Origin of the sequence: Pseudomonas sp. CROZ-RG-20F-R04-15, assembly GCF_022662375.1 — a bacterium.
In the GTDB taxonomy this organism is placed as follows: Bacteria; Pseudomonadota; Gammaproteobacteria; order Pseudomonadales; family Pseudomonadaceae; genus Aquipseudomonas.
In genome coordinates, this window is record NZ_JAKNQL010000004.1 from 342,738 (window position 1) to 354,731 (window position 11,994).

The 11,994-nt window shown below is 59.7% G+C and carries 11 protein-coding genes; 5 read left to right on the forward strand and 6 right to left on the reverse strand.

Annotation, left to right across the window (positions count from 1 at the left end):
- The first annotated feature begins 67 nt into the window (after positions 1–67).
- Positions 68–592: an SET domain-containing protein-lysine N-methyltransferase gene (locus tag L8H52_RS09395; protein ID WP_242206854.1), complete on the forward strand. Its 525-nt coding sequence runs from the start codon at positions 68–70 to the stop codon at positions 590–592.
- Between the two features lie 8 nt (positions 593–600).
- Here the strand turns inward: L8H52_RS09395 and can are convergent, their stop codons facing one another.
- Positions 601–1,245 carry a carbonate dehydratase gene (gene can, locus L8H52_RS09400; RefSeq protein WP_064120416.1) on the reverse strand — a complete coding sequence of 215 codons (645 nt, stop codon included), beginning with the start codon at positions 1,243–1,245 and terminating at the stop codon, positions 601–603.
- Between the two features lie 141 nt (positions 1,246–1,386).
- On the opposite strand from can, the gene L8H52_RS09405 reads away from it, so the two are divergent.
- Positions 1,387–1,791, forward strand: coding sequence for a serine kinase/phosphatase (locus L8H52_RS09405; RefSeq protein ID WP_242206855.1), 405 nt, complete (start codon positions 1,387–1,389; stop codon positions 1,789–1,791).
- A gap of 129 nt (positions 1,792–1,920) precedes the next feature.
- Here L8H52_RS09405 and rimI read toward each other — a convergent pair whose 3' ends face one another.
- Positions 1,921–2,373, reverse strand: coding sequence for a ribosomal protein S18-alanine N-acetyltransferase (gene rimI, locus L8H52_RS09410; protein WP_007912963.1), 453 nt, complete (start codon positions 2,371–2,373; stop codon positions 1,921–1,923).
- Entirely contained in the window at positions 2,366–3,112 is a 747-nt protein-coding gene (locus L8H52_RS09415) for an energy transducer TonB (RefSeq protein ID WP_242206866.1), read from the reverse strand. Before L8H52_RS09415 ends, rimI begins: the two co-directional genes overlap by 8 nt.
- 232 nt (positions 3,113–3,344) lie before the next feature.
- Between L8H52_RS09415 and mksB the strand changes: the two genes are divergently transcribed.
- The 3 genes from mksB to mksF are packed head-to-tail and all read left to right on the forward strand — an operon-like array spanning position 3,345 to position 8,150.
- The gene (gene mksB / locus L8H52_RS09420) at positions 3,345–4,622 is read left to right on the forward strand and encodes an Mks condensin complex protein MksB (protein ID WP_171057284.1); all 1,278 of its coding nucleotides are present in this window, start codon (positions 3,345–3,347) and stop codon (positions 4,620–4,622) included.
- Positions 4,612–5,313 carry an Mks condensin complex protein MksE gene (gene mksE, locus L8H52_RS09425; RefSeq protein ID WP_034156067.1) on the forward strand — a complete coding sequence of 234 codons (702 nt, stop codon included), beginning with the start codon at positions 4,612–4,614 and terminating at the stop codon, positions 5,311–5,313. Before mksB ends, mksE begins: the two co-directional genes overlap by 11 nt.
- Positions 5,310–8,150 carry an Mks condensin complex protein MksF gene (mksF, locus tag L8H52_RS09430; protein ID WP_242206856.1) on the forward strand — a complete coding sequence of 947 codons (2,841 nt, stop codon included), beginning with the start codon at positions 5,310–5,312 and terminating at the stop codon, positions 8,148–8,150. The genes mksE and mksF overlap by 4 nt, the downstream gene beginning before the upstream one ends.
- A 191-nt stretch (positions 8,151–8,341) precedes the next feature.
- On the opposite strand, the gene L8H52_RS09435 is transcribed toward mksF, so the two are convergent.
- From L8H52_RS09435 to L8H52_RS09445, 3 genes are read right to left on the reverse strand one after another with little or no spacing between them, the layout of a single operon-like run.
- Complete coding sequence (locus L8H52_RS09435; RefSeq protein ID WP_242206857.1) at positions 8,342–10,645, reverse strand: MlaD family protein; 2,304 nt, start codon at positions 10,643–10,645, stop codon at positions 8,342–8,344.
- Positions 10,638–11,261, reverse strand: coding sequence for a paraquat-inducible protein A (locus tag L8H52_RS09440; protein ID WP_160059432.1), 624 nt, complete (start codon positions 11,259–11,261; stop codon positions 10,638–10,640). Before L8H52_RS09440 ends, L8H52_RS09435 begins: the two co-directional genes overlap by 8 nt.
- Positions 11,248–11,907 (reverse strand): paraquat-inducible protein A, encoded by a 660-nt coding sequence (locus L8H52_RS09445; RefSeq protein WP_242206858.1) that lies wholly within the window; start codon positions 11,905–11,907, stop codon positions 11,248–11,250. Before L8H52_RS09445 ends, L8H52_RS09440 begins: the two co-directional genes overlap by 14 nt.
- Positions 11,908–11,994: the final 87 nt, after the last annotated feature.

An 11,994-nucleotide genomic window follows, 5' to 3' on the forward strand; every position in this document is an offset into this window, starting at 1 on the left:
CAGGAATTGCACTGCTGACAGGACGTCAACCCAAGGAAGTCGCAAGAGCCTTGCGACAAGGACTGCTATGAATATCCACGCCAGGGCGCACTCGCCGCCACGCGATACTGAAGGCATCTATCCCTTCGCCGGCCTGCCCGTGCGCCTGGGGTTTCCGGCCAGCGCCGATTTCGAAATCCTTCAGGATCGATACGGTGCCCCTGCGGCGGTCGCCGCGCGGCGCGAGTTCCTGCACACCCGCCGGATGTGCCGGGTGTCCGGGCAATTACTGCCGTATCGCTGTCGCCAGACCCGACAATTGCTGACGGGCATCCACATCTACGATCCGCGCTTTTGCGGTTTGATCGAACACGCCTGCGACCCCAACGTGTTTCTCGACATGAGCGAGTTATGGTTGTGGGCGTTGAAAGATATCCACCGGGGCGAACGGCTGACCATGGACTACACCGCCACTGAAGACAAACTGCTGCACCAGTTTGCCTGCGGTTGCGGTTCACCACGCTGCCGTGGGTGGATCACCGGTTACGACGAACCACCCAGTCTCGAAGGCCAGCACTTTCTACAGCGCTGGCGGCATTCAGGGTCGCGCTGAAAGCTGAGCTATACCGCGCCAACCGGACGCAAACGATACTGCGGCGGTAATTGCTCGAACCCACTGATGGTGGTGTTCAGACTTTTCCAGCGGCCATCCTTGATGCCGTAGATGCATCCGTGGATCGACAGGCTCTGCCCGCGATGCCAGGCGTTCTGGATGATGCTGGTGTGGGCGACATTGGCCACTTGCTGGATCACGTTGAGTTCGCACATCCGATCAACCTGCTCTTCTTCGGTCGGCAGCTTGGCCAGCTCTTCGCGCTTTTCGTAGTACAGGTCGCGGATCGAGCGCAGCCAGCCGTCGATCAGGCCGAACTGCCGGTCCTGCATCGACGCGCGCACACCGCCGCAGCCGTAGTGGCCGGTGACGAGGATGTGTTTGACCTTGAGTACGTCGACCGCGTACTGGATCACCGACAGACAGTTGAGGTCGGTGTGCAGTACGACGTTGGCGACGTTGCGGTGGACGAACAGATCGCCCGGCAGCATGCCGACGATCTCGTTGGCCGGCACACGCGCATCGGAACAACCGATCCACAGGTATTCAGGGGTTTGCTGGCGCGCCAGTTTGGCGAAGAAATCCGGGTCTTCCTTGGTGATCGCGTCAGCCCAACGCTCGTTGTTATCAATCAGGTCTTGTAAGTCGTGCATGCTGTAAGGCCTCAAGAAAGATGCGCTGGTATGACAGACGACCGCCCGTCGGGGTCACGCCGCCAGCGCAAGTGATTTCATTGGAATTCTCGTGTGCCCGGTGAGTCCACCTAAGTAAGGCCCACAGTATGAGGAATTGCCATGAATGATTCACGACGCCCTTACGATGCGGTGCAACCAGAACCCATCGATGATAACGAAGACCGCATGGGTTCGGTGCATGAGCTGGATTTTGATGAAGACGAGCCCAGCGCGAAGATTGGTGATGAGATTCCGCAACGTGAACGTGAGCAGTTGATGCCGCGTGAACGGGTGCGTGAGGCGGGTATGACCGGGGCCTCGATCAGTGATCATGAGCCGACGGACGATGACCTGAGCCCGGAAACGCTGATTCATGAAGACGGCGCGCGGGATGCCGAGGAAGCGGGTCAAGGCAATCAGGCGGATTGGGATTTGAGCATTGTCGATGAGGATGACATCGGCGGCGGCAATGGCCTGGATGAAGCGGAGCTGGCGCGGCGCGATCCGCTGGATGGCAACCGCTAATCGTCGCGGCCTGACAGAACGCCTTCGCGAGCAAGCTCGCTCTCACAGGGGTTTTGGGGTGCGCACAAATTGGTGAACGCCCTGAGTCCAATGTGGGAGCGAGCCTGCTCGCGAAGCTTTTAAAGGCGATCAGTCAACCAGGGTGCAGGCCATGACCACCGCGTCTTCACGCCCGCCCACCGCCGGATAATAATCCCGACGCCGGCCAATCTCGTTGAAGCCATAACGCTCGTACAACTTGAACGCGCCCGTATTGCTGTCACGCACTTCCAGAAAACATTCCCGCGCCGAAGCCGCATACGCCCGCGACATCAGATGCTCAAGCAACGTCAGCCCCAGCCCGCGCCCCTGATTCTCCGGTTTGACCGTGATGTTGAGCAGATGCGCTTCATCCAGAATGATCTGCACCACCCCATGCCCGACCTGTTGCTCACCTTCAAACATCAGCCAGATCTGGTACTTGCCCAGCCCGTCGAGAAAGATTCCGCGAGTCCACGGATGGCTGTAGGCGGCGTACTCGATTTTCAGCACGGTTTCCAGATCCGCCTCGGTCATCGGGCGGAACGATACAGCGTCACTCATTCGATTCTTTCCAGCGCGCCATCAGCCGACGCATGGCTTGCCACACAGCGGCCTTGCGCTGTGGCTCTTCCATTAACAATTCCAGACCGGGAATGGCCCAGGCCGAGCCCAGACCTTCGATCTGCAACTCACGATTGAACGCTTCGGCGTCCGCTTCGCCGGCAAAACGCACCGCCGGCAGGCCAATCAGCCACAGGCAGGCGCACGGTGCGGCTTCCATTTGCACGGAAAGGAAACCCTGCACAAAGTCACGCGCCGCTTCCGGGCCCTGATCCATGGTGCCGCGATTGAGCCACGGCCAACGCACAGGCTCGCCGACGATCTGCGGAGCATCCGGCAGACCGGCGGCACGCAACATGTCTTTCAGCAGCAAATACGCCGGATCGCGACTCTGGAACGGTTCGCCTGTGGGTAACTCGACCAACAGCAGGCAACGCCCGGCGCGCAGCAATTGCAGAGCAAAACGTGGTGGTGGCACGGGCGCCGGTTTGGCGACCACTGGCGTGTCGTCGGCCTCTTCCGCCGGTTTGGCGTTGGTCCGCGTGCTGGCCAACGAAGGGCGCGGCACGTCGATCTTTGGTCGTTCGGCCGGACGAACGGCAGGCTGCGCAGGCGCTTCGACCTGCGGCGCAGGCGCCACCGGGGTCTCTACCTCGGGCTCGGGCATGTCCAGCAGCTCGGGCCGCGAAGGCGCGGCGAAGGGCAATTCGGTGCGCGGCAGCCAGTTGACCACCTGCATGGCGTTCAAATAGGCGCGGCGGCGGGACTCGATTAGCAAAGGGTCGGCCACTTGTGGATAACTGAAGTGGGCTGATTCTACCGCCCTTCGTTCAAGATCGCTTGCTGTTGATCGATAGCCTTTACCTAAGCTCGCCCCTTGGAAAATGCGACAGCCCGTCCCGAGAGTGAATCGCATCCTTCGCGATGCAGTACAATCGCGGCTTTTAATCGTCAACCAGCCGGCCATTCCGATGATCGAACCCAAGCGCGTCTTGCGCGCCCTCGCTGAACACTGGGCACTTCTGGAGCCACTGTGCGAGCACTTCGACCAAGGCACACTGAGCCTCAACGAACTGCGCACGCAACTGGCCGCCCAACAACTGGACAGCACGCCGCAGGACATCACCAGCCTGCTCGACGTGTGGATTCGCCTCGATATTCTGATTCCGGTGGCAAAAAGCCCGAATCGTTTCGAGCTGAACGCACAGATTCACGACTTCCTCGCTTACTTGCGTCGTGAACACCGCTTGGGCCTGTGCCTGGAAATCGAAGCCTATCTGCGCCACCTCGAGCGCCTGGCCGGTTACATCCAGGACGCGTTCGAAGTCCGTGACGGCCACGACCTGGCCCGCCAGTTGCGCCTGCTCGACATGCGTGTGCGTGATGTGCTGAAGAAACTCGACAACGACGAACAGGCGCTGGTGGCCGTCGCTGAACGGGCGAAGACCAGCGACCGGCAGATTCCGCTGCGTCAGCGTTACGCCGAAGTCTTGGCGACGTGGGACGAATACGTCGAGCCGATGATCGATCTGGTCAACGCCGACGGCGCCTTCGAGCAAGGCGTGCGCAAGGTCGAAACCGTGCTGCTGAAAATGCTCAGCGAACAGCAACGTCTCGGCCATCTGGTTGACGACGACATGTTGCTGCGCACCCACGCACGCATCCTCGAAATGCAGACCAGCGCACAACTGACCTTACGTCATGCCCGCGAACTGCTGCTGCCATTGCGTGAAGAAGCGCGCCGGCACAACGCCGTGACCCGTGGTGCCGCACTTGCACTGGCGGCGATCCGCCGCAAAGGCATCGACGCCGTGCCGCAAGCGGCGATGCCGCTGTTCACCCGCCCGCAAAGCACCTTCCTCGGCAGCGCCAGTCAGGTCGAAGCCTACGTTTATGCGTTGGCGCGTTTCGAGCCAAAACCGGCACGCTTCCCCAAGGCGCACAAGACGCAGAAAGGCGAAGCCCCACGCGCGCCACGCACTGTGCGCGAGATGGTCGACCGTTGCGAAGAAGCTCTGCCAATGCCGGATCTGATGACCTGGCTGCTGGAGCAGGAACCGGACGGTGCCACTGACGAATTGCTCTACTGGTTCTCGCGCCTGTCGCGGGAAAAACGCTTCAAGCGCGAGCGTCTGGAACGCCGCGAATACCACACTCACGAGCACCAGGTCAGCCTGCGCTCCTTCGCCCTGCTCTCGGCCAGCGACTCTGCCTCCGAGAATTCTGCGAGCATCCCCAATGCATCTTGATCTTTCCGAACTGTCGCAACTCGCACCGATTTTCCGCGAGCTGTTCAAGGGTTACCACGTCAGCCGCCGCGACCCGGAGCTGTACGCGCAGCTGTCGAACTTCCAGGATCAGTACCGCACGCTGTTCAAGGCGCTGGGCTTTGAACTGGTCTGCGATACCCGTGGTTTCTACTACTTTGTGCCGGACATGGCCGCTGCGGCGGTGAACAAGACCGCCCAGCGTCTGGCGTTGTTCACCTTCATCCTCGTCGAGCATCTGGCCGATCAGGGCCGCGACCCGATCGCCGTGCTTGATGGCGGCAGCCTCGGCCGCGAAGAGCTGCCATCGCTGCTGGAGAAATACCGCGACCTGTTCATTCAGGCCGAAGTGCAGACCGTGGAAGAGCTCGAAGAAAAGATCATGCGCCGCATGACTCAACTCGGTTTCGCCGGCGAAGAAAACGGCGTGTACCGCTTCCTGCCGCCGATGCACCGTTTCCTCGATGTGTGCCTGTCGGTACAGCAGGATCGCGATCTGGCAGCCAGCGTGCACAGCGTATTGCCGCTGCCAGCGCCGGTGCTGATCGACGAAGCGGCGGAAGCCAAATTCCTCGAAACCGACGATCCGCTCGATCTCACCGAATTCGATGAAGAAAGCGAAGAAGACGCACTGGCCCGCGCCATTGCCGAAGAACAGGAGTCCGACGCATGAGCCAGGAACGCTACGGCATCCGCCGCTTTGCCCTTTTGAACACCGCCGGTTACAGCCTCGGCCTGTTCCCGCTGGAAGAACCGTTGTCGGTTTACGGCGCGAACAACCTCGGTAAATCGGCGTCGATCAACGCCTTGCAGTTCCCGATTCTGGCGCGCATGTCGGACATGAGTTTCGGCAAGTACAGCCTCGAACAATCGCGGCGTTTCTATTTTGCTTCCGACACCAGCTACATCCTCGTCGAAGTAAACCTGCCGCACGGCCCGCACGTCATTGGTGTGGTCGGTCGTGGCCCGGGCGGCGGTTTCGGTCACCAGTTCTTCGCCTACGCCGGCAAGCTCGACCTGGCGCATTACCAGAAGAACGACACCTGCCTGCGTCAGAAAGAGCTGTTCAGCAACCTTGAGAAAGAAGGCCTGAAGGCTTACGAACTCAAGCCGGACGAATTGCGTCGCTTGCTGGTCGGCGGTCACACCTCGATTCCTTTGGATCTGACGTTGATTCCGCTGCGCTCCACCAGCGAGCAGAGCCTGAAGACCTTCCGCGCGTTGTTCATCAACCTGCTGCACATGCGCGAAATCACTGCCGCCAAGTTGAAGCAGTTGTTCCTCGATGCCTTCGAACACAGCCTGCGTTCCGGCAGCGTCGATTACATCGCCGCGTGCGAAGAAGCTTTCCGCGACGTGCGCCGGATGGAACAGGACTACAACTCGCTGGTCGCTGCCGGCCCGTTGGTTGAAGCCTTGGCCAACGGCGTGAAACAACGCGACGTGCTGCGCGGCAAACTGCATCGCCTGTCGCCACTGCTCGACTCGTTGCTCGGTACCTGGTCGGACTACGCCAGTGCGCGCAAGGAAGAGCTGACCATTCAAGCCGACCACTACCGTGGCGAGCAGGACAGTCTGCAAAACGATCAGCGCGGTGGCACTCAGGAACTGATGCGTCTGGAGCGGGAAATTTCCGGCATCCAGCGCTGGCTCGGCGAGCTGTCGGTGTTGAAGAATCGCTTCGCCTTGGTCGATGACGTCAAAGTGCTGGAGCAACAACTGCTCGCGGCCAAAGACGCCCACGACGAACTGGCCGGTGCTCTGGCGCAATCGCGTCAGTTCAGCGCGGAAGATCTGGAAGAGCGCGTGCGCGATCTGGAAAAACGCCTGAAGTCGGTGAAACTGCAACTCGATCACGCCGACAACAACAGCTATGCCCGTCTGCGCGAAGAGTTCTCGCAGCAGGACGTCGAGCGTCTGATGCGCCTGTTCAACAGCGCGCTGTTCAGCCTGCCGCTGGGCGAACACGGAATTACCCTCGACGACGACGGCGCGTGGGTGAAATCGGTCGAGCTGATTCTCGATGGCTTCAAAGGCGAGCGCTTCGAAGTGCCGGGCCTGTCGATCGACATCTCGAACATCGAGCCACCGGCCCTGCAAGCCTTGGCTGACCGTGCCGCGTTGCGCGATCAGAAAGAACGCCTGGAAAAAGAACTCAAGCAACTGAAAACCCAGCAGGCCGTGGCCGCCGACCGCGCCGCGAGCAAGACCCAGACCGAAGCGCTGTACCAGCAAGTGCTGGACGCGCAGAAGGCGCTGGAAGATTTCCGCCGCACCCAGACCCTGAGCGCCGAAGAAAGCGACAAGCTTGAGCAACTGGCGCAGATGGAAGGCGCGCAGGACGAACTCAAGCGTTCCAGCGATGCCTTCACCGAGCGCGTCCAGCAACTGTCGGCCAAGCTGCAACTGGTCGGCCGCCAGATCGCTGACATGGAAGCCAAGCAACGCACCCTCGACGATGCGCTGCGTCGTCGTCAGTTGCTACCAGCGGATCTGCCGTTCGGTACGCCGTTCATGGATCCGGTCGACGATTCGATGGACAACCTGCTGCCGCTGCTCAACGACTATCAAGACAGCTGGCAAGGCCTGCTGCGCGCCGATGGCCAGATCGAAGCGCTGTACGCGCAAGTGCGCCTGAAAGGTGTGGCCAAGTTCGACAGCGAAGACGACATGGAGCGCCGCCTGTCGCTGCTGATCAACGCTTACGCGCACCGTACCGATGAAGCGCTGACGCTGGGCAAGGCCCGCCGTGCGGCGGTCACCGACATCGCCCGGACGTTGCGCAACATTCGCAGCGACTACGACAGCCTCGAGCATCAACTGGCGCTGTTCAACCGCGAGATCAACAAGCGTCAGGTCTCCAACCTGCAGAGCTTCCGCATCGTCCTCGCGCCGAACAAAGAAGCGCTCAAGCACATCGACCAGATCATCCACAGCGCCGGTCAGTACGAAGAAGGCGAAACCCTGTCGGTGTTCGATCTCAGCCAAAGCGCCGAGCAGGACAACAAGAACGAAGAGGCCAAGGAATACCTGGCGCGGTTGGTCGCAGCAAACCACAACCAGCTCGGTCTCAAGGACTTGTTTGAGCTGGCGTTCGAGATCACCAAGGTCAACGGTCAACCGGTGATCCACACCGACATCGATGGCGCGGCTTCCAACGGCACGACCATGACTATCAAGGCGCTGACCAACATGTACTTGTTGCTGCACTTGATGGATCGCGATCAGGCCGGTCGCGTGCGTCTGCCGTACTACCTCGACGAGGCGGCGGATATCGATGAGAAGAACCAGGCCGCGCTGCTGGAAACCAGCCTGCAACTGGGCTTCGTGCCGATTCTGGCGAGTGTGAAGCCGCAGGTCTGCGCCAGTGTCGCGATCGACCTGGAAGGCGGCAGCGGCCCGGCGGGGATCTACATTGATGAGGCGGACTGGAAGTACATCCGTCGCCATGATGTGGTGAAGGCCACGTTGAATGTTGAGGCGGATGAACCGGAGCTGGATGCGGTTTGATCAGCGTTAACTGAAGGACAAAAAAAGGGCCGCGATCTGTCTGGATCGCGGCCCTTTTTTACGGCTTTGGGTTTGTGCTCAGCTTGGAGGCCTCTTCGCGAGCAGGCTCGCTCCCACATTGGAACGCATTTCAAATGTGGGAGCGAGCTTGCTCGCGAAGGCGTCTTAATAGACGCCACATCAACTTCAGGTTACTTACCGAGCGAAATCTTCGGCGCCCACGTCAGCCACTCATCCTCAAACTTGTCGAACAACGGGAACGTCTGCTCCGCACGCGCCGGGTTGCCCATACGCTCGCCATCCGGCGTGGCGAAGGCGATGCCACCCTGAATCGCCGTCTCCAACGACTCGGTGCGCACCGTCAAACCATTGAACAGACCGATATCAAAACCAACACCGCTGGTGTTCCAGAACCGGCTACCGCTGCGCACCAACGGCGCGTACTTCGGCTCGATCAGAATGTGCACCAACACCCGATCCGCCGTCTGTCCCAGTTCATAACCGGTGACTTTACCCACAGTGATTTCACGGTAAGTCACCGGCACACCCGGTTTCAGCGATCCACGACGGGCAGCGCTCAATACCAGACTCAGCCCCGCCTCTTGCTTGGTGACTTCCGGCGCGTTGGTCAGGGCAACGAAGTTCTTCTGCGGGCCGAGATTTTTCGCCGCCGGCTGCACTTCGATGTACTGCCCGGTCACCAGGGTTTCCAGATTGGCAGTCTTGATCAGGCCCAGCTCTGGTTTGACCACCCAGAACTGACTGCCGACCCGGGCGATCTTCTCCGGCACTTCAGTGATGCGCGCCGTGAGGATGACCGATTGCAGATCGTCAGTCAGATCGACACTTTCGATCTTGCCGACATCCAGGCCCTTGAAGCGCACCGGGGTGCCACTGCGCAGACCATCAGCGCGATCGACTTTGATCGTCACCACCGCGCCTTTCTGATTCGCCTCATCATGGTTGGCGAACAGGCGGAAACGCGGAATACGTTTCTGCAGCGGCGCTTTGGCTTGCGGTGTCTCGAAGGCGATGCCACCGGCCATCAGGGTCTGCAGCGACTCACTCTTGACTTGAATGCCACCGGTCAGTCCGCCGGTCAACGTGATGCCACTGACATTCCAGAAACGCGTCGAGGCGTTGACCAGGTTTTCGTATTCCTTATCGATGTGCACGCCAATGACCAATTGCTTCTTGGTCTTGGAGAACTGATAGCTCTGCACTGAACCGACCTTGACCTGTTTGTACAGAATTGGACTGCCGACATCGATCGAGCCGAGGACATCGGTGAACAGCACCAGGTGCAAGCCCGGTGAGCGCAGATCCAGCGGCGGCGCCTTTGGCCGGGCCTCGAATTCGCGTTTCGGTGCCGCACCTTTATCGCCTGGGCGTACGGCGATGTAGTTACCTTTCACCAAGGCTTCCAGACCGGTGATCCCAGCCAGAGAAATCGACGGTTTAACTACCCAGAACTGCGTGCCATCGACCAGATAGTCCTCAGCCAATGGATCGAGGGTGAGCTCGGCTGTGGCACTGTTCAGGTCAGGATCAACTTTCAGCGCCTTCATGTTGCCGACTTGAATGCCTTTGTACATCACCGGTGTGCGGCCGGCCTGCAGTCCTTCGAAGTCGCTGAGTTTGACCTTTACGCGGATCCCGGCAGCGGCAGCGTCGAAGTCCTCATACAGACGGAACGGCAGGCTCGGATCGGTCGGCGGGCTGTCCTTGCGGTTTTCTGGTGTGGCGAAAGCGATACCGCCGGCGACGATGCTGGCCAGGGATTCGCTGCGCACTTTCACACCGGACAGGTTGGCGTCGATGCTGATGCCGCTGGCGTTCCAGAAACGCGTGTGTTTGCGCACCAGTTTGGCGTAGGTCGGTTCGATGAAGACTTTGAGCTCGACAGTACTTTGATCTTCCGAGAGCACGTAGCTTTTGATCTGACCAACCTTGATCTGCTTGTAGAACACCGGGCTGCCTCGGCTCAGTGAACCGAGACGATCAGCCTTGATGGTCAGGTGCAGACCCGGCTTGGCGTCGGACAACGGCGGTTCCTCGGAGAGCGCCTTGAACTTGCGCACAGGCTCGCCTTCGCCAGGACTGATGGCCACGTAGTTACCCGACACCAGGGTTTCCAGACCGGTGATACCGGCCAGGGTCACGCTTGGTTTGACCAGCCAGAAACGCGTGCTGGTCTTGAGGTATTGCTCAACGTCCTTATTCATCTCGACGGTGGCAATCACGCCTTTGGAGTTGCCCTCATCGTCGAGCTTGAGCGCCTTGACCTTACCGACCGACATGCCTTTGTACATGACCTCGGTCTTGTTGGCCTGGATGCCTTCGCCACTCTCGAAGCGGATCTGAATTTCGATACCGGTTTCGGAATAGGCACGCCAGCCGAGCCAGCCACCGATGATCAGCGCGATCAGAGGCAGGACCCAAATGGCAGACCAGTTCGAGGCCGGTCGGGTTTTCGCTACGGGCAAATCAGTCATGGTCGTCGTCCGACTCCGTGTTATCCCAAATCAGTCGGGGATCGAAAGTTACTGCGGCGAGCATCGTCAGAATCACCACACTGGCGAAGGCGATGGCGCCAAGATTGGCTTCGACACTGGCAAGCCGGCCGAAGTTGACGACCGCCACGAGAATGGCGATCACAAAAATATCGAGCATCGACCAGCGACCGATGAACTCGATGAAGCGGTACATCCAGATACGCTGACGGGCAGACAACGGCTGACGTCGTTGCACTGAAAACAGCAGCAGCGCGATGCCGACCAGTTTGAAGGTCGGCACCAGGATACTGGCGATGAACACCACAGCGGCAATCGGGATCATGCCGTGCTGTACCAACTGGATCACGCCGGACATGATGGTGCTCGGATCACCTTGGCCCAAAGAACTGACAGTCATGATCGGCAAGACATTGGCCGGGATATAGATAATCGCGGCGGTGATCAGCAGTGCCCAGGTGCGTACGAGGCTGTTCGGACGGCGAGCGTGAACCAGCGCACCGCAGCGGGTGCAGGTTTGCTCGTCGGCGTCCGCTTCCTGTTTGTTCAACTCATGACATTCGGTACACACCAGAATGCCCGCATCAATCGCCCGCATGAGCGTCCTCTCCTGATAACGCCTGCCAGATCTGGTGAGGTGACATCACCACTTCCAGCCAAACCTGCACCAACAACAAACCGATAAAACACGCCAGGCCGAGGCCTACGGTAATCGCCGCCATGTCCGCCAGTTTGACGATCGCCACCAGTACGCCCATGAGGTAAACCTCAAGCATTCCCCAGTCTTTGAGGTGGTGGTAGATGCGATAGAGCAGCAGACCGTAGCTGCGGCCGACGTTGAAACGAATCGTCAGTAAAACGAACAACTGGCACAGCAACTTGAGCAACGGTATGGCCATGCTGCACAGGAAGACGACAATCGAAACGCCCTGCATGTCGGTGTTGAACAGGCCGAGAACGCCGCTCCAGACCGTATCCTGCGAAGACTGTCCGAGGATATTGAGCTGCATGATGGGCAAAAAGTTTGCCGGGATGTACAACAATAACGCTGCAATCACCAAGGCAAGGCTGCGCTGCACCACGTTATGACGGTGAGCGTACAACTCGTAACCGCAGCGAGGACAGAGCGCTTTCTCGCCATGGGCAAGAATTGGCTTGCGCATCAGCAGGTCGCACTCGTGACAGGCCACCAGGTCTTCCAGCGGTAAATCTGACAGCCCTGGGGCGTCAACCGACTCTGACATACGGGCTCTGGCTCCGAATAAGGTGGGGCTATTCTAGTGTTCTGATTCGAAAATAACTGTGCAAATTTGTTCGCTGTCGCGAGCAAA

Bases quoted from the DNA above. Each gene is read 5' to 3' on its own strand.
- can (WP_064120416.1), bottom strand. From the start codon at position 1,245: ATGCACGACTTACAAGACCTGATTGATAACAACGAGCGTTGGGCTGAC.
- L8H52_RS09440 (WP_160059432.1), bottom strand. From the start codon at position 11,261: ATGCGGGCGATTGATGCGGGCATTCTGGTGTGTACCGAATGTCATGAG.
- L8H52_RS09415 (WP_242206866.1), bottom strand. From the start codon at position 3,112: ATGCAGGTGGTCAACTGGCTGCCGCGCACCGAATTGCCCTTCGCCGCG.
- L8H52_RS09405 (WP_242206855.1), top strand. From the start codon at position 1,387: ATGAATGATTCACGACGCCCTTACGATGCGGTGCAACCAGAACCCATC.
- L8H52_RS09395 (WP_242206854.1), top strand. From the start codon at position 68: ATGAATATCCACGCCAGGGCGCACTCGCCGCCACGCGATACTGAAGGC.
- mksB (WP_171057284.1), top strand. From the start codon at position 3,345: ATGATCGAACCCAAGCGCGTCTTGCGCGCCCTCGCTGAACACTGGGCA.
- mksF (WP_242206856.1), top strand. From the start codon at position 5,310: ATGAGCCAGGAACGCTACGGCATCCGCCGCTTTGCCCTTTTGAACACC.
- rimI (WP_007912963.1), bottom strand. From the start codon at position 2,373: ATGAGTGACGCTGTATCGTTCCGCCCGATGACCGAGGCGGATCTGGAA.
- mksE (WP_034156067.1), top strand. From the start codon at position 4,612: ATGCATCTTGATCTTTCCGAACTGTCGCAACTCGCACCGATTTTCCGC.
- L8H52_RS09435 (WP_242206857.1), bottom strand. From the start codon at position 10,645: ATGACTGATTTGCCCGTAGCGAAAACCCGACCGGCCTCGAACTGGTCT.
- L8H52_RS09445 (WP_242206858.1), bottom strand. From the start codon at position 11,907: ATGTCAGAGTCGGTTGACGCCCCAGGGCTGTCAGATTTACCGCTGGAA.